General features: G+C 69.3%; 16 protein-coding genes. 3 read left to right on the top strand and 13 right to left on the bottom strand.

Annotated features, from left to right (window positions below; all coding sequences use genetic code 11):
• Window positions 1-39 precede the first annotated feature (39 nt).
• The 11 genes from Q5716_RS02280 to Q5716_RS02230 form a co-directional block, all read right to left on the bottom strand.
• Window positions 40-678, bottom strand: coding sequence for a TetR/AcrR family transcriptional regulator (locus tag Q5716_RS02280; RefSeq protein ID WP_305001465.1), 639 nt, complete (start codon window positions 676-678; stop codon window positions 40-42).
• 33 nt (window positions 679-711) lie between these two features.
• Window positions 712-2,262 carry an alpha/beta hydrolase gene (locus tag Q5716_RS02275; RefSeq protein WP_305001464.1) on the bottom strand — a complete coding sequence of 517 codons (1,551 nt, stop codon included), beginning with the start codon at window positions 2,260-2,262 and terminating at the stop codon, window positions 712-714.
• A 15-nt stretch (window positions 2,263-2,277) separates the two neighbouring features.
• Window positions 2,278-3,816: an alpha/beta hydrolase gene (locus Q5716_RS02270; protein WP_305001463.1), complete on the bottom strand. Its 1,539-nt coding sequence runs from the start codon at window positions 3,814-3,816 to the stop codon at window positions 2,278-2,280.
• On the bottom strand, window positions 3,813-4,949 hold the full coding sequence (locus Q5716_RS02265; protein ID WP_305001462.1) for a DNA polymerase III subunit delta': 1,137 nt from the start codon (window positions 4,947-4,949) through the stop codon (window positions 3,813-3,815). Before Q5716_RS02265 ends, Q5716_RS02270 begins: the two co-directional genes overlap by 4 nt.
• A 30-nt stretch (window positions 4,950-4,979) precedes the next feature.
• Complete coding sequence (gene tmk, locus Q5716_RS02260) at window positions 4,980-5,591, bottom strand: dTMP kinase (protein WP_305001461.1); 612 nt, start codon at window positions 5,589-5,591, stop codon at window positions 4,980-4,982.
• Complete coding sequence (gene topA, locus Q5716_RS02255) at window positions 5,591-8,740, bottom strand: type I DNA topoisomerase (RefSeq protein WP_305001460.1); 3,150 nt, start codon at window positions 8,738-8,740, stop codon at window positions 5,591-5,593. Before topA ends, tmk begins: the two co-directional genes overlap by 1 nt.
• On the bottom strand, window positions 8,737-9,057 hold the full coding sequence (locus Q5716_RS02250; protein ID WP_305001459.1) for a TadE family type IV pilus minor pilin: 321 nt from the start codon (window positions 9,055-9,057) through the stop codon (window positions 8,737-8,739). The genes topA and Q5716_RS02250 overlap by 4 nt, the downstream gene beginning before the upstream one ends.
• Window positions 9,054-9,254 (bottom strand): DUF4244 domain-containing protein, encoded by a 201-nt coding sequence (locus Q5716_RS02245; RefSeq protein WP_305002951.1) that lies wholly within the window; start codon window positions 9,252-9,254, stop codon window positions 9,054-9,056. The genes Q5716_RS02250 and Q5716_RS02245 overlap by 4 nt, the downstream gene beginning before the upstream one ends.
• Before the next feature lie 83 nt (window positions 9,255-9,337).
• Window positions 9,338-11,428, bottom strand: a complete 2,091-nt coding sequence (locus tag Q5716_RS02240; protein ID WP_305001458.1) for an acyltransferase family protein — start codon at window positions 11,426-11,428, stop codon at window positions 9,338-9,340.
• 48 nt (window positions 11,429-11,476) lie between these two features.
• Window positions 11,477-12,403 (bottom strand): type II secretion system F family protein, encoded by a 927-nt coding sequence (locus Q5716_RS02235; RefSeq protein ID WP_305001457.1) that lies wholly within the window; start codon window positions 12,401-12,403, stop codon window positions 11,477-11,479.
• Window positions 12,400-13,368 (bottom strand): TadA family conjugal transfer-associated ATPase, encoded by a 969-nt coding sequence (locus tag Q5716_RS02230; protein ID WP_305001456.1) that lies wholly within the window; start codon window positions 13,366-13,368, stop codon window positions 12,400-12,402. Before Q5716_RS02230 ends, Q5716_RS02235 begins: the two co-directional genes overlap by 4 nt.
• Before the next feature lie 333 nt (window positions 13,369-13,701).
• On the opposite strand from Q5716_RS02230, the gene acs reads away from it, so the two are divergent.
• A complete protein-coding gene (gene acs, locus Q5716_RS02225) occupies window positions 13,702-15,663 on the top strand; it encodes an acetate--CoA ligase (RefSeq protein ID WP_305001455.1) in 1,962 nt (653 codons plus the stop codon).
• A gap of 32 nt (window positions 15,664-15,695) precedes the next feature.
• Here the strand turns inward: acs and Q5716_RS02220 are convergent, their stop codons facing one another.
• Together Q5716_RS02220 and sp36 are read right to left on the bottom strand one after the other, a co-directional pair.
• Window positions 15,696-16,157 carry a RidA family protein gene (locus Q5716_RS02220; protein WP_305001454.1) on the bottom strand — a complete coding sequence of 154 codons (462 nt, stop codon included), beginning with the start codon at window positions 16,155-16,157 and terminating at the stop codon, window positions 15,696-15,698.
• A complete protein-coding gene (gene sp36, locus Q5716_RS02215) occupies window positions 16,157-16,333 on the bottom strand; it encodes a Sp36 family protein (RefSeq protein ID WP_305001453.1) in 177 nt (58 codons plus the stop codon). Before sp36 ends, Q5716_RS02220 begins: the two co-directional genes overlap by 1 nt.
• Window positions 16,334-16,415: 82 nt before the next feature.
• Between sp36 and Q5716_RS02210 the strand changes: the two genes are divergently transcribed.
• Together Q5716_RS02210 and Q5716_RS02205 are read left to right on the top strand one after the other, a co-directional pair.
• Window positions 16,416-18,956 (top strand): transglycosylase domain-containing protein, encoded by a 2,541-nt coding sequence (locus Q5716_RS02210; RefSeq protein WP_305001452.1) that lies wholly within the window; start codon window positions 16,416-16,418, stop codon window positions 18,954-18,956.
• Window positions 18,953-19,927: a metallophosphoesterase gene (locus tag Q5716_RS02205; protein WP_434056575.1), complete on the top strand. Its 975-nt coding sequence runs from the start codon at window positions 18,953-18,955 to the stop codon at window positions 19,925-19,927. Before Q5716_RS02210 ends, Q5716_RS02205 begins: the two co-directional genes overlap by 4 nt.
• The last annotated feature ends 10 nt before the right edge of the window (window positions 19,928-19,937 follow it).

Genomic DNA, 19,937 nt, shown 5'->3' with positions numbered 1-19,937 from the left:
ACCGGGGCCGAGGCACAGCATGAAAGCTTAGCCCAAGATTCACGCGGCGTCGGACGAGAGCACGATTTTCAGTTCTGCAAAGCTCTCTGTCACATGATCGGCGAGGCGGCTGTCGCGATCGCCCCGGGCCCAGGATCCCCACGCGTGCCGCATGGCCGCGAAAGCAACATTGGCCACGAGGCGACCGCGGCTCTCCGCGACGGAGGGTTCGAGCGACGGGTCATCCGCGAGCAGTCGTCGCGCGACGATGCTGCCCATCTCGTCCTCGAGTCGGCGCATGCGGGCGATGCGCATCGCGAAGAGGTGCGGATGCTGCTGCAGCACCGACTTGCGCCGCTGCATGAGCTCCTGGTCGTGCCCCTCCCCCTCGACCGTCTCGACGATGATCTCCGCGAGACCATCCAGGAGGGAGGCGCCACGGCCGGCCGAGACGAAGCGCTCGACGAGCTCGCCCGACGGGAGAGGCGGCAGCTCGCCGACGACGGCGTCCTCCTTCGACGCGAAGTAGTTGAAGAACGTGCGGGGCGAGATGTCGGCCTGACGGCTGATCTCGTCGACGGTCGTCCCGTCGAGCCCGCGCTCCCCCACGAGGTCGATGACCGCGAGCTGGATCGCGCGGCGCGTCGCCCGGCGCTTGCGCTCGCGCAGGCCGAGCTCCTCGGTTGCTGAGGCGGTCATCATCCTATTCTTGCACAGTGCGCAAAAATATCGTCAGCAGTCCGGGTCCTCCGTCGGCACGATGCCCTTGAGGAAGTAGTCGTCGACCGTCGAGACGATGCACTCGTTGCCCTGGCCGTAGGCCGTGTGCCCCTCGCCGTTGAAGGTGATGAGCTGGGCGCTCTCGAGCTGGTCGGCGAGCGCGACACCCCACTCGTACGGCGTCGCCGGGTCGCCCGTGGTCGAGACCACGAGAATCGGCGGGGCGCCCGCGCCGGTGAGCTCCGTGATACCCGGCCCGATGTAGTGGAACGGCCAGTTGATGCACGTCGTGTCACCGATCGGCGGGGACGGCCGGTAGGTCGTCGGGGATGCCTCCTGCAGCAGCCGCTCCTGCTCGGCGAGCACCGCCGGGTCCGTCTCGACCGGGTAGTCGACGCAGTAGATCGCCAGGAACGCCTCGAGCGAGTTGTCGATGTAGGTGCCGTCGACATCCCGGCTGTAGTAGTAGTCGGCGAGGAAGAACGCAGTGTCCGTCTGGCCATCCATGGCCTCGCTGAACAGGTCGTTCAAGAAGCCCCACGACTCCTGCGAGTACAGCGCCATGCTCATCGCGATGTCGAGCACCCCGGCATCCATCAGGCGGCCGTCCGCGCCCGGAATCGGATTCGCGTCGTAGCGGTCGTAGAGCTCGCGGATGGTGGCGAGGTCCGTCGCCTTGTCTCCTGTGAAGGGGCAGTCGTCGAAGAGGTCCGGGCACGCCGCGAGGTAGTTCTCGAGGGCGAGCTGGAATCCGGCAGTCTGGGTGAGCCCCACCTCGAACACCGAGATCGAGGAATCCGTGGCCCCGTCCACCACGAGGCGGCCGACCTTGTCCGGGAAGTTCTCGACGTAGTACGAACCGATGTCGCTGCCGTAGGAGTAGCCGAGGTAGTTGAGCTTCTCGTCACCGACGATCGCGCGGAGCATGTCGAGGTCGTGCACCGTGCTCTGGGTGTCGATGAACTGCAACAGCTCGCCCGTGCCCTCGAGGCACGCCTGGCCGAAGTCGATCGACGCTTGCGTGACCTCGTCGATCCAGGCCTGGGTGCCGCGAGGCGCCTCCGGCAGCCCGAAGATGAACTCGTCGAGCTGGGCATCGTCGTAGCACGTCACCGGCGCGGAGCGGCCCACTCCGCGGGGGTCCCAGCCGACGATGTCGAACGACTCCTGCAGGTCCTCGCTCACCGCGAAGTCGACGCTGTCGTACACGAAGTCATAGCCGGATGCTCCGGGCCCACCCGGATTCGTGAAGAGCGAGCCGAGCTTCTGCCCGGAGCCCGTGGCCGGCTGGCGCACGAGCGCCAGCTCGATGTCCGTCTCCGGTGAGGGGTTCGCCCAGTCCATCGGGGCGGTCGCGGTCGTGCACTGCATGCCGTTGTCGCAGTCGACCCACGTGAGCACCTGCTCGTAGTACGGCTTCAGCTCCGCGGGCACCTCCTCGCCCGTGGGTGTGGAGGTGGTGCCGCCCCCGTCAGGGCCGGTGAGGGAGAAGCATCCCGAGAGCATGAGGACGGCGGCAGAGGCTGCTGATACAGCGGCGAGGAGTCCGAGTCGGCGAGTCACAACCCCGACCCTAGCTCAGCAACGCGGGTCGCCGTCGGGGACTGTCCCCTCGATGAGGAAATCGTCGACCGCGTCGTTCACGCAGTCGTTCGACTTGTTGTACGCGGTGTGCCCCTCGCCGTCGAAGGTGACGAGGTGCCCGTTCTGCAGAGTCTCGGCGACGGTCACCGCCCACGCGTACGGCGTGGCGGGGTCGTTCGTCGTGCCGATCACGAGGATGTCGGAGGACCCCGGCGCGACGATGGGGGCGCGCTCGCGGACCGCCGGCACTGGCCAGTTCGGGCAACCGGTGCCACCCCACGACATCTGCGGGCCGAACACGGGGGCGAGCTCGCGGAGCTCGGCGGCCTCGGCGCGCATAGTCGCCACGGACCCGTCGCCCCGGGCATCCAGGCAGTTGATGCTGATGAAGGCCTCAGTCTGATTGTCGAGATACGTGCCGTCGGGACTGCGCCGGTTGTAGGTGTCCGCGAGCTGGAACGCGTACTCGGCGTCACCGGAGAAGACGGACGCGAACAGCTGGCGCAAGTACACCCAGTTCGACTCGGTGTAGAGCGGCAGGATGATGGCCGTGAACATCGCGCTGCTGCCGAGCCGTCGCCCGTCGGGAGCGGACAGCGGACTCGCGTCGAGGGTATCGAGCAGCGCCCGGACCTCCGCCATCGCGTCATCCACTCCCCCGTCGAACGGACAGTCGGTCGCGCCGATGCAGTCCTCGAGGAAGGCGCGCAATGCGCTCTCGAAGCCCTGCGCCTGAGTCGCGGTGGCCTCGAAGTCGGTGGCGGCCGGGTCGACAGCGCCGTCGAGGACGAGCCGGCCGGTGCGCTCCGGGAAGAGCTCGGCGTACACCTGGCCGAGCAGCGTGCCGTAGGAGTAACCCAAGTAGTTGAGCGACTCATCGCCCAGCGCGGCCCGCAGCATGTCGAGGTCGCGCGCCGCACTCGGCGTGTCGACGTGGCCGAGGAGCGGGCCGGTGAGCTCGAGGCAGCGCTGCCCGAACGCGGCGGTGGACGCGGATGCCGCGGCCAGCCACTCATCGCTGCCCGGCACCCCCGGCGCGATGTCGTAGATATAGGCATCGAGCTCGGCGGGATCGTCGTAGCACGAGACGGCGGTGGAACGGTTGACCCCGCGGGGGTCGAAGCCGACCACGTCGAACGACGACTGGAGCCGCTCATCGGTCGCGTAATCGATGCTGTCGCGCACGAAGTCGTAGCCGGACGCGCCAGGACCGCCGGGGTTCAGCAGGAGCGAGCCGATCGGCGAGCCGGAGGTCGCCGGCTGACGGATGAGGGCGAGCTCGATCCGGTCGCCCGCGGGGTCGTTCCAGTCGAGCGGCGCTATCGCCGTCGAGCACTGCAGTCCGGCACCGCACGAGGTCCACTCGAGCACCTGGTGGTAGTAGGGCTCGAGCTCCGCCGCCACCTGCTCTCCCGTCGGGGTCGACGTCGATCGTTCGACGGGCGGGAGGAACCAGGAGACGCAGCCGCTGAGGGCGAGAGCCGCCGCGGCGAGGACAGCGACGGCAGCGGCCGCAGGAGCACGTCGAGTCACGCGCGCGGCCTCGTCCGCACCGCGGTGACGAGCATCGCCTCGAGCGCGAGCGCGGGGGCGACATTGGCATCGATCCGGCGGCGGGCGATGGTGATCGCATCCATGGTCGTGAGAGTCTGCGGCGCCTCGCACATCGCTGCGGCCTCCCGGATGCGGTCGACGATCTGCACATTCACGAGGTCGCCGGGCACGCCGAGCTGGATGAGCAGGATGTCGCGATACAGCGAGAGGAGGTCGACCATGATCCGGTCGATGCCGTCGCGAAGGCTGCGGGTCGCGCGGCGCTTCTGGTCCTCCTCCAGATTCTTCAGCTGGGCGCGCAGCGCGGGGGGAACGGTGCCGCCGGGCTCGACTCCGAGGGAGCGGAGCGCGGCATCCCGCTCCTCGGCGTCCCGCTCCTGGGTGAGCGCTTCGGCGTCGGCCTTCGCCACCTCGAGGAGCGCGGCGGCGGCGAGCACGGCGTCGGTCACCGAGCGGATGCCGAGGGCGATGTCGAGAGTACGATCGCGGCGCTCGAGCGCCCCGGCGTTCGTCGCGAGCCGGTGCGCCATTCCGATGTGCGATTGGGCCTCGCGCGCGGCACGCTCGGCGATCGCGGGGTCGACCCCGTCGCGACGCACGAGCAGGTCGGCGACCTCGGACACCTCGGGGACGCGGAGGCGGACCGTGCGCACCCGCGAGCGGATCGTCGGGAGCAGATCGGCCTCGCTCGGCGCGCACAGGATCCAGACCGTGCGGGGCGGCGGCTCCTCCAGTGCCTTGAGCAGCACGTTCGACGTCCGCTCGGCCATGCGGTCGGCATCCTCGATCACCATCACGCGGTAGCGGCCGACGGAGGGCGAGAACTGGGAGGCGGCGACCAACTGTCGCACGTCTTCGATGCGGATGATGACGTGCTCGGTGGAGAGCACGCCGAGATCCGGATGGGTACGGGCGGCGACCTGGCGCTCGGTCGCCTCGCCCCCGCCGAGGAGGGCAGCGGCGAACGCGTAGGCGAGGTTGGAGCGACCGGAACCGGGCGGGCCGGTGATGAGCCAGGAGTGCGTCATCGCCGAGTCGTCGGTGAGGGATGCCGCGGCCTCGACGACGGCGATGGCCTCCGCCTGGCCCGTCAGCTCGCTCCACAACGCCATGCGCGTAAGCCTATGCGAGGCGGCCGACGACTAGCCGAGCAGCGGCTGGACGCGGGAGCGGATGCGCGCCGCGATGTTCTCGATCGAGTCGCGCGCGTCGAGCACGAGGAACCGCTGCGGCTCCGCGGCCGCGAGCTCGAGGTAGGCCTCGCGCACTCTCGCGTGGAAGTCGTCGCCCGCCGCCTCGAGTCGGTCGTACCTCGTGCGATCGGCGAGCCGGTCCTGGCCCTCGTGCAGGTCGAGCAAGATAGTGAGGTCGGGGAGCAGTCCCTCCGTAGCCCACAGCGAGAGCTCGCGCACCTCCGCGCCGCCGAGGACGCGACCCGCGCCCTGGTAGGCCACGGACGAGTCGAGGTAGCGGTCCTGCACGACGATGTCGCCGCGCTCGAGGGCGGGTCGCACCCGGGTGGCGATGTTGTGGGCGCGATCGGCGGCGTAGATGAGCGCCTCCGCGCGAGGCGCGATGTGGCCGCGGCGATGCAGCACGATCTCGCGCAACTCGAGACCGAGGTCGGTGCCTCCCGGTTCGCGCGAGAGCACGACGGTCCGGCCGAGCGACTCGAGCCACTCGGTCAGGAGGGCCGACTGGGTGGACTTGCCCGACCCGTCCCCGCCTTCGAAGGTGATGAAGAGACCCGGCATCACTTCTTCTTGGCGGCGGGGCGAGCCGCGGTCTTGCGCGCGGCGGTCTTCGCCTTCGGCTTTGCAGGACCCTTCGCGCGCTTGTCGGCGAGCAGCTGCACAGCTCGGTCGTAGTCGATGTCCTCGATGGACTCGCCCCGCGGGATGGTCGCGTTCGTCGTGCCATCGGTGACGTACGCGCCGAACCGCCCGTCCTTGATCTTGATGGCCTTCTCGCTGACCGGGTCCGGCTTCTCGAACTCTTTGAGCGCGCTCGACGCTGCTCGGCCACCGTACTTCGGCTGGGCGAAGATCTCGAGCGCCCCGGGGAGGTCGATCTCGAAGATCTGGTCCTCGGTCGTCAACGACCGGCTGTCGGTGCCCCTCTTCAGGTAGGGACCGAAGCGCCCGTTCTGGGCGGTGATCTCGGCACCCGTCTCGGGGTCGAGCCCGACCACGCGAGGGAGCGACAAGAGCTTGAGGGCGGTATCGAGATCGATCGTCGCGAGGTCCATGGATTTGAAGATCGACGCCGTGCGCGGTTTCGGGGCAGCGACCTTCTTGGGCTTCTTCGTCTTCACCTCACCCGTCTTCGGGTCGACCACCTCGACGGCGGGCTCCTCCGGCACCTCGGGCTCGAGCTCGGTGATGTACGGCCCGAACCGGCCGTCCTTGGCGACGATCTCCTTGCCGTTCTCCGGGTTCACGCCGATCACGCGGTCGGTCACGACGGGGGCATCGATGAGTTCGCGCGCCTTCTCGGCCGTGAGCTCGTCGGGGGCGAGGTCCTGGGGGATGTTCACGCGACGCGGCGTGTCGGGATCGTCGCCCGGCGCCTCGAGGTACGGACCGTACTTGCCGATCCGGAGGGTCACGTCGTCGGCGATCCGGATGGAGTTGATCTCGCGGGCGTCGATCTCGCCGAGGTTGTCGATGACGGTCCTGAGGCCCCGGTGGTCGCCGCTGCCGAAGTAGAAGCCGGTGAGCCAGTCGACCCGGTCGGCCTCGCCGTCGGCAATGCGGTCGAGGTCGTCCTCCATCTCCGCAGTGAACCCGTACTCGACGAGGTCGGCGAAGTACTGCTCGAGCAGGCGGACGACACTGAACGCGATCCAGTTCGGCACGAGGGCCTGGCCGCGCGGGGTGACGTAACCCCGGTCGATGATCGTCGAGATGATGCTCGCGTACGTCGAGGGGCGCCCGATGCCGAGCTCCTCGAGCTGCTTGACGAGGCTCGCCTCGGTGTACCGCGGCGGCGGGCTCGTCTCGTGGCCCTTCGCCTCGACCTCGAGTGCGGTGAGCGACTGGCCGACCGTGAGCGGGGGCAGCTTGGCCTCCGTCGGCTCTGCCGGCTCGTTGCGCTCCTCGTCCTGGCTCTCCTCGTAGGCCTGCATGAAGCCGCGGAAGGTGATGACCGTTCCTGTCGCGACGAACTCGGCGACGCGCCCTTCCTCCGTCGTGCCGGTGATGGTGACGGATGCCGTCGACCCCTTCGCATCGGCCATCTGCGACGCGACCGTGCGCTTCCAGATGAGGTCGTAGAGCTTCCAGTCATTGCCGCGGAGCACCGACTGCAGCTCGCTCGGGGTGCGGAACGTGTCTCCCGAGGGACGGATCGCCTCGTGCGCCTCCTGGGCGTTCTTGCTCTTTCCGGAGTACTGGCGGGGAGCATCCGGCACCGTCTCCGCGCCGTAGAGGGAGCGGGCCTGAGCGCGGGCCGCCTCGATCGCCTGCTGACTGAGCGTCGGCGAGTCGGTTCGCATATAGGTGATGTACCCGTTCTCGTACAGAGACTGGGCGACGCTCATCGTCTGGCGGGCGGAGAAGCGCAGCTTGCGGCCCGCCTCCTGCTGCAGAGTGGATGTGGTGAAGGGCGCGGCCGGCCGGCGCGTGTACGGCTTCGACTCCACGTTGCTGACGACGATCGGCACACCCGGCTTCGACAGGGCGGCCGCGAGAGCGTGAGCGCCGCTCTCGTCGAGCGCGACCGCGTCGCCCTTGAGACGGCCGCGGTCGTCGAAGTCCCGACCGGCGGCGACGCGCTTGCCGTCGAGCCGCACAAGACGCGACTCGAAGCGATCCTTCTCCGCGCCGGGAGTGAGGGCGGCGACCAGGTCCCAGTACGCCGCGGTCACGAACGCGAGGCGCTCGCGCTCTCGATCGACGACCAGTCGGGTCGCCGCGGACTGCACCCGGCCCGCGGACAGGCCCGGGCCGACCTTGCGCCACAGCACCGGCGACACCTCGTAGCCGTACAGACGGTCGAGGATGCGACGGGTCTCCTGGGCGTCCACGAGCGCGGTATCGATCTCGCGGGTGTTGTCGCGGGCGTGCTGGATGGCGTCCTTGGTGATCTCGTGGAACACCATGCGCTTGACCGGGACCTTGGGCTTGAGCACCTCGAGCAGGTGCCACGCGATCGCCTCGCCCTCGCGGTCCTCATCAGTGGCGAGGTAGAGCTCGTCGGCGTCCTTGAGGGCGCGCTTGAGCTCGCTCACCGTCTTCTTCTTGGCATCGGAGACCACGTAGTAGGGCTCGAAGCGGTTCTCGACGTCGACCGAGAACTTGCCGAGCGAGCCTTTCTTGAGCTCCGGCGGGAGGTTCTTGGGCTCGATGAGATCGCGGATATGCCCCACCGATGACTGCACCTCGTAGCCGTCGCCCAGGTATTGGGCGATCGTCTTCGCCTTCGTGGGCGACTCGACGATGACGAGTTTCTTCGTGCCAGGCACGGCGCTCCTTGGTCTCGGACAGCAGGGTGCGAGATCGGGGGCCTCGCCAGCGACACCATACACACTCCTGCGGCGTTCTCGCCTATTGGACTCCTGAGGCGGTGGACCGGCCGTGGCGCGCGCCACTGTCGCGAAACCCGCCACGAGTCTGCCCGTGGAGACGGTCACTACGGCGCCGTCGACCTCGCATGACTCCAGGCTCGCGCCGTTTGCGGCGGCCACGCGCGACGCCGTCTCGCAGGGGAAGCCGGGGTGGATGCCCGCCGCCACGTCCGCCGCGGCGAGAGCCGCAGCATCCGCCGCTCCCGCTGCCGCCGTCCTGGCGACGAGCACGACGCACAGCGGGAGGACGAGCCCTGCCACGAGTACGACTGCCGCGACGACAGCGACGGCGAGCACCGCGCCGGCACCCGCATCAGAGCGCCACCGCCCCGTCACTGGCCGCCGCCGAGCGAGCAGGACATCGCCGACAACGGCACCGCAACCGATGCGAGCCGCCCGACCGCTGTCACCCGGACGCAGACGAGGTGGCCCTCTGACCACTGCTCCGCGGCCGCACCCGGCACGAGGCGCGAGACAACACCCACACCGTCACCGCGGCCGGCGTCCCGGGCTGCCGCCGCCGCGGCATCCTGGACCCGCACATACTGCGCGGCGAGGGCGAGTCCGCCCAGGCAGACAGCCAGCACGATCACGATCGCCGGCAGGGCGACAGCGAATTCTGCCGTCACACTGCCGCGCTCGGAGCGGCTCACGGCAGCGACAGCGCCCGCCGCACGATGTCGGTGAGCATCGCGCGAACCTCGTCCGAGCGCAGGATCACGACGAGCAGGCCGGCGAAGCCGACCGCGGCCATCGTCGCTATGGCGTACTCCGCGGTCGCCGCTCCGGACTCGTCGCGGAGCCAGTGATGCTTCTTCATTACTATCCCTCCTGGCGCGAGTAGATTCATCCTCACTGCCGACCTGGGGTGCGTGATGGGCAGCGTGGTCAATCGGGGAGAGGGTGGAGCGAGCGCTGCCTGGGGAGGAAGGGTCAGGGCATCACGGCGCCGAGGAGCTCACGGAGCGCCGGTTCAATCTTCGCCGCGTACCAGCGGCTCATGTGCACCGTGTCGATCTTCACCGGCACCGTGCCGACGAAGGCGGGGCACTCGCCGTCTGCTGTGCAAAACAGCCACTCGGTCTCCACGTAGGTCCCGCCGGCGCCCTCGGTCGCTCGGCGCTCGGCAGCTTCCAGATCTTGGTAGTAGCCCGCTGATGCCGTGACGCAGTCGCTGGGATCGCCAGCCGGAAGATAGCACTCCTCGATGCTCTTCTCCTGAGGCGGCGGCGCGAGCACGAGCAGCTGCCCGAATCCGTTGAGCCGCGACAGGGTCGCAGAGAGGTCGGCGCCCCACACATCCAGATCCCCCGCGACGGGGTAGTTGTTGGCGACGATGACCAGGTCCGGCTCGAGCTCGGCGACGAGGTCGATCATCTCTTCTTTGTGCCGGTCGCAGGAGTCGGGGGTATCCGGCTTGCTGGCGACGAAAGCGCAGCCGTGGTTGGCGCGGACGAGGAGCCTCCAGTCTCCCGTCGCGTACATCGGCATCAGGGCGGGCATCCAGGCGAGGGCTACCGAGTCGCCGAGCAGCACCGCAGTGCGCGGCGCCGAGCCATCCCCCCACGCGCACTCGTCCGGCGCGGGATCGACAAGGCTCCCGCAGGCGTTGACGCCCCCGACGGGTTCGCCCGTGTTGCCGATCACCTCGCGCATCGGGGGATCGAGCTCCGGCCAGGCGGTCGCACCGACGGCATCCAAAATCTCCCGCTCGAGGGCCACGTTGGCGGGACCCAGCTCGGACGCGGCCGGGACATCCCGGGTGGGTGGCGTCGAGTGCACGGATGCCGCGTGCGGGTCGGTCACGACGAGCACTGCCCCGGCACCAAAGGCCATCGCGCTCACCGCCGCCACCGAGACCGCTCGACGCGCCAGCACCCCGCGTGGAGCCGCGGCGCGACGCGGCGTGCCGCCCACCAGCCAGCGGGACCGCCGGATCGGGTTCTCGATGAGGTGATAGCCGACCACCGCCAGGGCGAACGTCACGAGCGCGAAGCCGAGCAGCGAGCGACGCCCACCATCGGGGAAGAGAGAAGAGCCGAGCACGATCACCGGCAAGTGCCACAGATAGAGGGAGTAAGAGATGTCGCCCACGTAGCGGCTTGCGGCGTTCGTGAGCGGCACGAGGGTTCGGCTGACCCGACCTGTGCCCGCAGCGATGACGAGCGCCGTCCCAAGCACAGGCAGTAGACCCCACGGTGCCGGGAACGTGGTGCGTCCGTCGATGAGCGCTCCCGACGCGAGGATGCCCGCGAGCCCCGACCAGGCCAGGAGCGGCCTCATCGCGCCCGGGAGCCGCAGGAGCAGTGGTGTCGCGCAGGCTAGGAGGGCGCCGACGCCGAGCTCCCAGACCCGGGTGAGAGTCGAGAAGTACGCGCTCGCGGGGTTCGCGGCGCTCTGCCCGAGCGCCCAGGCCAGGCTCGCGACCGTGATCGCTCCGATCGCTAGCGCTGCGGCGCGACGGGGGCCGTCTCCGCGCAGGCGTGCGCCGAGGATCGCGATCGCAGCCACCATGATCGCCGGCCAGACGAGGTAGAACTGCTCCTCAACTCCCAGCGACCAGTAGTGCTCGAGGGGCGACGGCGCGGAGGTCGCGGCGAAGTAGTCCGCGCCCTCTGCGACGAGCTGCCAGTTGGCGCTGAACAGGAGCGCCCAGACCGCATCCACGAGCACGCCTCGCGACCGCACCTCGTTGAACACCACAAAGCTCACGGCAACCGTCACTGCGAGGACAACGAGGGCCATCGGAAGGATGCGCTTCACGCGGCGCGCATAGAACGCGGCGAAGCTGATCCGCCCCTCGGTATCATGCTCGCGGAGGAGATGCCCTGTGATCAGGAAGCCGGAGATGACGAAGAACACGTCCACACCGACGAATCCGCCAGCGGGCCAGCCGACGAGATGGTTGAGGATCACGGCGGTCACCGCGAGAGCCCGCAGCCCCTGGATGTCGGAGCGCTGGCCAGTGGCATCCCAGCCGGCGAGCGAGCGCAGGCCATCGCCCACGGTGCGCGCTCGTGTCATGGTCTCCCCCGGGATGCTGATCTGATCCTAACGAGTAGGTGCGAGGCGTCATGTGAGACCGTCCAGGACGGACGTCACCACGGCGGCCACGAGAGGTGCGACCCCGAGCACGAGGAACGCCGGTAGCACGCACAGCCCGAGCGGCAGCATCAGGCGCACCGAGAGCGCGGCCGCACCGCGCTGCGCCTCGGAACGGGCATCCCGGCGAAGCTCCTCGGCCTCGGCGCGCAGCAGCTCAGCGACCGGCACACCGGCCCGCGTGGCGAGGCGGATGGCCGCGTCGGCTCGCCCGCCGTCGGCGGCCACGAGGCCGAAGCGCACCGTGGCGGCGTCGGCGGACGCGCGCGCTCGATCGAGGGATGCACCGCCGCCCATCGCAATGGCGAGCAGCTCGCACGACAGTCCGGGTGTCGAGTCCACCGGGCGCGCCGACTTCATGAGCCGCCAGTTCCAGGCTCGAGCAGCGAACATGAGCGCTCCCCCGATCGCAAGGCAGGCCCAGCCCAGCGGCGTCGCAAACAGTACCTCGAGAGTGCCAAACCCCATGAGCGCGCCGAACAGCACGCCGATCGCGGGAAGCGCGAGTACGACGCGGGCCGTGGCACGCGGCGAGGCGAGAGCTACCTCGACGTCTCGTTCGGCGTCGGCGAGCTCGCGAAGGGAACGGGCGTATTCGCGCAGCGCCGACGCGAGCGGTGCGCCGGCTGTGGTCGCGACCTGCCACGCCGCGGCAAGCCCGCGCCAGGCCCGCGACTCTGCGGCCGGGCGGCCGAGCGCTGCCGCACCGATGGCGTCGGCGATGCCCGCTGGTTCCGCGGCGCGAGCCACGTGCTCGGAGATACTCGGCGCGGCGGAGCGACTGTCGGAGTCGGCGACGAACTGCCACGCAGCGCTCGGGGCGACGCCGGCATCGAGCAGAACCGCGAGCCTCTGGGCGACCCGGGCGACATCCGCGAGCGCCGGAGCGGACCTCACAGCGGGATCACTTCGAGGCGATCGCGAGCATCGAGTCGGAATCTGCCCAGGGCGGCAAGTCGTCGGCCATCGGCAGTTCGCTCGACGTGCAGCACGGCCCCGATCGCACTTACCGCCTGGCGCGCGATCGCGTCCGGGCCGAGCGCGGCGAGCGCTCCGAGCGCTTCGAGCCTCGCCGGAACATCGACGAGGGAGTTGGCATGGATGGTGCCGGCTCCGCCGTCGTGACCCGTATTGAGCGCTCCGAGCAGCTCGCGCACCTCCGGGCCGCGGCACTCGCCGAGCACGAGCCGATCGGGGCGCATTCGCAGTGCCTCTCGCACGAGCTGCGCCAGTCCGATGCCGCCTGCCCCCTCCAGGTTCGGCTGGCGGGCCTCGAGCGAGACGACGTGCGGATGGCTCACCCGGAGTTCCGCGACATCCTCGATAAGCACGATCCGCTCGTGGGCGGGTGCCGCGGAGAGGAGCGCACCGAGGAGGGTGGTCTTGCCCGATCCCCCGGCGCCGGAGACGAGGAGGTTCGCCCGACGAGCGACGAGGGAGCGAACCCGGTCGCCGTCAGCCCCGAAGAAGCCCGATCGCTCGAGCTCGTCGAAGACGGGAGGGCGTGCGCGCGGCACGCGGATAGAGAGGAGCGCTCCCGCCGTCGCGACCGGCGGAAGGACGGCGTGCACCCGGATGCCCTCCCCCAAGCGGACGTCGACGCACGGGGTCGCCTCGTCGACGTGCCTGCCGCCGCGCGCGATGAGGCGGACGGCGAGCTCGCGCGCCTCTGCCTCGGACAGCGTCAGGGTGTCGCGCACGGCGCCCGCGCCACGATCGACCCACACTCCGGCACCGCCGTTCACGAACACGTCGGTGACGAGCGGGTCGGCGAGGAGCTCGCCCAGCGCACCGAACTGGTCGCGGCCCGCCCGAGCGCCGTCTGGCCCGGGGGTCCGTGGGACGAAGGGAGGAGCATCCACATCGCCACACTAAGAAAGAGGAACGAACGCGATGACGTGTACCCGACGAGGGCGAATGGATGCCCGCCCCGCCCGCCTGGGGAGGAGAAGTCGGGGGCTTAAACGAAGAGGGGCGGCGCCCATTGGGGGGAACAGGCGCCGCCACAGCGACACCGGATTGGGGGGAATCACTGGTATCGCCCGCCGCACTAGACGTGCGACGCAAGTTAGTGTACTCGTCTAGGTCGGGCACGCAATGGAAATGACCCAGCTCGTCTAAGATCGAAGCCAACTCCCTGTAAACACACAGTTCGCGGCTTCCTGGCAGCACCGCGAGATCGACGAGGATCGTTAATGACCAGCAATTCGATTGACAGCCTGCTGCACGAAGAACGCCGCTTCCCGCCGTCGCCCGACTTCACCGAGGGCTCCGTCGCGAGCCCCGCGCTGTACGAGCAGGCGAAGGCCGACCGGCTCGCGTTCTGGGCCGACCGGGCGCGCGAGCAGCTCCACTGGCACACGCCGTTCACCCAGACCCTCGACTGGAGCAACCCGCCCTTCGCGAAGTGGTTCGCCGACGGAACGCTCAACGTTGCCTACAACTGCCTCGACCGGCACGTTCTCGCCGGCAACGGCGACCGGGTCGCCATCCACTGGGAGGGCGAGCCGGGCGACACGCGCACGCTCACCTACGCCGAGCTCACCTCGGAGGTGTCGAAGGCGGCCAACGCCCTCGCCGCCCTGGGGATCGGGCAGGGCGACCGAGTCGCCATCTACCTGCCCGTCATCCCGGAAGCCGTGATCGCGATGCTCGCCGTCGCCCGATTGGGTGCGGTCCACTCGGTCGTGTTCGGCGGCTTCAGCGCCGAGAGCCTGCGCAGCCGCATCGACGACGCCTCCGCGAAGCTCGTCATCACCGCCGACGGCGGGTGGCGCAAGGGGAAGGTGTTCCCCCTGAAGCCCGCCGTGGATGCCGCACTCGCCGACAACGCGTCGACCGTCGAGCACGTGCTCGTGGTGCGTCGCGGCGAGAACGACGTGCAGTGGAACGAACGCGACCTGTGGTGGCACGAGGTCGTGTCATCCGCTTCTGCGGAGCACGAGGCCGAGGCCTTCGAGGCGGAGAACCCGCTCTTCATCCTCTACACGTCGGGAACCACTGGAAAGCCCAAGGGCATCCTGCACACCTCGGGCGGCTACCTCACCCAGGCGTCGTTCACCCACAAGAACGTCTTCGACCTGCATCCGGAGAAGGACGTGTACTGGTGCACCGCCGACGTCGGCTGGATCACCGGACACAGCTACGTCGTCTACGGTCCCCTCGCCAACGGGGCGACGCAGGTGCTCTACGAGGGGACGCCCGACACGCCGCACCCGGGCCGGTGGTGGGAGATCATCGAGAAGTACGGCGTCACGATCTTCTACACGGCCCCCACGGCCATCCGCAGCTTCATGAAGCTCGGCCGGGAGATCCCCGACGGGTTCGACCTCTCCTCGATCCGCGTGCTCGGCTCGGTCGGCGAGCCGATCAACCCGGAGGCGTGGATCTGGTACCGCGACGTCATCGGCGCCGGAAAGGCGCCGATCGTCGACACGTGGTGGCAGACGGAGACCGGCGCCATCATGATCTCGGCCCTGCCCGGGATCACGACCCTCAAGCCGGGGTCCGCACAAGTGCCGATCCCGGGCATCAAGATCGACATCCTCGGCGAGGACGGCACACGGGTCGACCCGCCGCAGGGCGGACTGCTCGTGGTGAGCGAGCCCTGGCCGTCCATGCTGCGGGGCATCTGGGGCGACCCCGAGCGGTTCGCCGACACCTACTGGTCCCGCTTCTCCACCCCGGAGGCCTACAAGTACTTCGCCGGCGATGGCGCGCACGTCGATGCCGACGGAGACATCTGGCTGCTCGGCCGGGTCGACGACGTCATGAACGTCTCCGGTCACCGATTGTCGACCACGGAGATCGAGTCGGCGCTCGTCTCGCACCCGATCGTCGCCGAGGCGGCGGTCGTCGGTGCGGCGGACGAACAGACGGGTCAGGCGGTCGTAGCCTTCGTGATCCTGAGAAGCGAGCACGCGGATGCCCAGACGCCAGACGAGGCGTCGACCCTCCTGAGGGCGCACGTCGCCAGCGCGATCGGGGCGATCGCCCGGCCGCGGCAGGTCTTCGTGGTGACGGAGCTGCCCAAGACCCGGTCCGGCAAGATCATGCGCCGTCTGCTGCAGGATGTCGCGGAGGGACGCGAGGTCGGCGACACGACGACCCTCGCCGACACCGCCGTGATGCAGATCATCAGCGACAAGCTCAAGTAGCCGATCGACGGGAGCCGGCCGGCGCGAGCCGCCTACGCGAATTCGAAGACGAACTCGATCTCGACGGGAGCATCCAGGGGCAGCACGGCGACGCCCACGGCGCTGCGCGCGTGCTGTCCCGCCTCACCGAAGATCTCCTGCAGGAGTTCCGAAGCCCCGTTGATGACGGCGGGCTGGCCGGTGAACGACGGGTCGGATGCGACGAACCCCACGACCTTCACCACGCGGGTGATGCGGTCGAGCGAGCCGATCGCCGTTCGAGCGGCGGCGAGGCTGTTGAGCACGCACTGACGCGCGAAGCGCTGGGCATCCTCCGGAGAGACGGATGCTCCGACCTTGCCGGTCGCGGGCAGTGCCCCGTCGACCATCGGGAGCTGGCCCGACGTGTAGACCAGATTCCCGGAGGTCACGGCGGGCAGGTAGGCGGCGACGGGCTTCGAGGTGGCGGGAACCTCGAGTCCGAGTTCGGCGAGCCGGGCATCCAGCTGGGACATCAGGCGGAGACCTCCGGAGACGACGCCGGGAGAGGGCGCTTGAGGTACGCGACGAGCCCGCCCTCCGGGCCGGTCACGATCTGCACGAGCTCCCAGCCCTGCGAACCCCAATTGTTGAGGATCGCCGTGGTGTTATGGATGAGCAGCGGGGTGGTGATGTACTCCCAGGAGGGCATTGGGGGGTTCCATTCAGGTTCGCTAACAGGTCGGTCCCGTAGCATTGATTGTATGTCTGCCCAAAATTCTCCGCGTAGGGGCGTGCTCTCCGGCGTCGCCGGCCTTGTCGGCTTCAGCGCCCTCGCCGGTCTCCTCGTGACAGTCATGGTGACCCCCGCCGTGGCCCTCACCGGCATCACCGCGTCCAGCACGATCGGAATCTTCGACAGCCTTCCCGAGTACATCGTCATCAACCAGCAGCCCGAGCGGAACACCCTCTGGGCTCAGTACCACGGCGAGGGCAACACCAACGGCTACTACCCGATCGCCACGATCTACGACCAGAACCGCCAGGAGGTGCCGTATGACCAGATCTCGCAGTTCGCTCTCGACGCGGCAGTGGCGGGTGAGGACGAGCGGTTCTTCACGCACGGCGGAGTCGACGTGCAGTCGGTCATCCGCACCGCGCTCGACAACGTGATCGCCGGCGGTATCGAGGGCGGCTCGTCGACTCTGTCGATGCAGCTCGTGAAGCAGATCTACGTGCAGCAGGCCCTCCAGGAGCCGACCGAGGAGGAGCGCAAGGCCGCCTACGAGCAGGCGACGGGGCTGAGCTTCGACCGCAAGCTCAAGGAGATGAAGCTCGCGATCGGCCTCGAGAAGCAGTACACCAAGAAGGAGATCCTGACCGCCTACCTGAACATCGCCTTCTTCGGCGACAACACGTACGGCATCCAGGCGGCGGCGCAGCGCTACTTCTCCGTCGACGCGAAGGACCTCACGCTCCCCCAGGCGGCGTCGCTCATCGCGATCGTGCAGTTCCCGAACTCGCGCGCTCTCGACACCCCCGACAACTACGAGGCGAACGAGGCGCGCCGTGACGTGATCCTCGCCTCGATGCAGCGGCTCGGCATGGTCACCGATGACGAGTACCAGGCCGCGTACGACACCCCGGTCGACGACGCGTTCGTCAAGCCCTCGCCGCCGTCGAACGGATGCATCGGCGCCCAGGAGCACTCGAAGTGGTTCTGCGACTACGTCGTCAAGAACGTGAAGAACTTCGCATTCCTCGGCGAGACCGAGGCGGACCGCGAGGCGGCTTGGAAGCGCGGCGGCTACAACGTCTACACGACGCTCGACCTCGACGTGCAGATCCCCGCGCAGAACCTGCTGTGGAACTACGTGCCCGCCGCGGAGACGGCGTTCGCGCTCGGCGGCGCCAACGTGTCGGTGGAGGTCGGCACGGGCCGAGTCCTCACCATGGCCGAGAACAAGGTCTACGACAACACCCTCGAGGGCGGCGGTCCGACGACGTCTGCCGTCAACTACAACGCCAACGAGGAGTACGGCTCCTCGACGGGCTTCCCCGGCGGCTCCACGTACAAGCTCTTCACCCTGCTGGCCTGGCTCGACGCGGGCAAGGGCCTCGGAGAGCGCGTGAGCGGGGATGCCCGCACGGTCGACCAGGCGAAGTTCAAGGTGTCCTGCACCGACGGCGGCGGCCCCTACGGCGGTCCCTACCCGTTCAAGAACGACGGCGGCCAGTCGCCCGGCGCGATGGACATCGTGACCGCGACCGCCGGCTCGGTCAACGGTGCGTTCATCTCGATGGGTCTGCAGCTCGACCAGTGCGCGATCCGCGACATGGCCAAGAACCTCGGCGTCGAGCGCGCCGACGGCGACCCGCTGACCACCAACCCCTCCGCGATCCTCGGCACCAACGAGATCACGCCGCTCGGCATGGCGGGGGCGTATGCGACGGTCGCGGCAAGCGGCAAGTACTGCGAGCCGATCGTCGTCGACCGCGCGACCGGGCCGGACGGGGAGGAGCTCCCCGGTCAGTCCCCGACGTGCCGCCAGGCGATCTCCGCGAACGTCGCCAACACGGCGGCGGTCGCGCTCCAGGCCGTCATGACGGGCGGCACCGGTTCCGCCTCGAACCCCGGCGACGGCATCCCGATCCTCGGCAAGACGGGTACGACCAACAACGCCGAGCACACCTGGATCGTCACGTCGACGACGCGCGTGGCGACGGCGGTATGGGTCGGCAACTCCGTCGGCCTGTACCCCCTCTACGACTACGAGTGGGCGGGCTACGTCGGCAACCGGCTCCGTCACCCCGTGATGGCGGGCACGATGGCGGCCATCAACGCGAAGTACGGTGGCGCCCTGTTCAACGCGGACGACGGCACGCTGCGCGGCGGCTCGAGCCTGCAGGTGCCCGACCTGCGCGGCCAGAGCCCCGAGGCCGCCAAGGCGCTCCTCGAGGGACTCGGCTTCGGCTACCTCGATGGCGGCCCCATCGACAGCGAGGTGGAGGCCGGCAAGGTCGCCCAGACGGACCCGCCCGCCGGAGCCACCTCGGCCTTCGGAATCGTGATCACCGTGTACACGTCGAAGGGCAACAAGACGGCCTTCCCCGATGTCGTCGGCGACGGGCAGACCTACTCCTTCGACGATGCGAAAACGCTCCTGCAGAGCCAGGGCTACAACAACGTCGACGAGGACTGCCAGAAGCTGCCCGCCAGCACGCTCCCCACAGATCCTCGGATCGACAAGGTCGGCAGCTCCAACCCGGCACCGGGATCGTTCGTCGTTCCGGGCCAGCGGGTGACGCTCGTGGTGCAGAAGCTGACCTGTTGACCGGCTCCAGCACCGGCCGCGCCGCAGCCACCGCCCTCGGGGTGGCGGCTGCGGCGGCCGCTGCCGCGCTGGCGTGGGGGACGCTCGTCGAGCGAAACCGCTTCCAGGTCCGCCACGAGGTCGTGCCCGTGCTCGCGCCCGGGGCGCGTCCGATCACCGTGCTGCATCTGAGCGACCTGCATGTCGCCCCGTGGCAGAAGCGGAAGCAGGAGTGGGTCGCCTCGCTCGCGCGGATCGTCGAGCCCGACCTCGTGATCGACACCGGCGACAACCTCGGCCACGAGCAGGGCCTGGAGGGACTTCGTCGCGCGCTCGACCCGTTCGCCGGCGTTCCGGGCGTCTTCGTCAACGGCTCGAACGACTACTTCGGACCGCAGTTCAAGAACCCGCTCAACTACTTCCGCGGCCCCTCGGCGCGGCCGGACAAGGCGGCGACCCTCGACACCGACGCGATGGAGCGCTACTTCGAGGACCGGCTCGGGTGGCTGAACCTCAACAACCGGGCCCGGGCGATCGAGCTTCGCGGCTCGCGCCTCGAGTTCTTCGGCGTCAACGACGCGCACCGGCGCTGGGACCGCCTCGACCGGCTGCCCGGCGTGATCGAGGAGCTTCGTGAGAATGTGGGGTGGCAGGATGCCCCGGCCGGCCCCGATCCCGTCTCGATCGGCGTGACCCACGCCCCCTATCGGCGCGTGCTCGACTCCTTCGTCACGAACGGCGCGGACGTCATCTTCGCCGGGCACACGCACGGCGGTCAGGTGCGCATTCCGGGCCGTCCGGCGCTCGTCACCAACTGCGACATCCCGCCCGAGCAGGCCTCCGGTCTCTCCCTGTGGCGTCACGCTCGCCGCACGGCGTTCCTCAACGTCAGTGCGGGCCTCGGGACGTCGATCTACGCGCCCGTGCGATTCGCGTGCCCGCCCGAAGCGGTCGTCGTCACCCTCGTCGCGGGCGACTCCGACGGCTGGTAGCGCGCACAGA

This window comes from Antiquaquibacter soli, assembly GCF_030580675.1.
In the GTDB taxonomy this organism is placed as follows: domain Bacteria; phylum Actinomycetota; class Actinomycetes; order Actinomycetales; family Microbacteriaceae; genus Rhodoglobus; species Rhodoglobus soli.
This window is presented reverse-complemented; position numbering and strand designations above follow the sequence as displayed.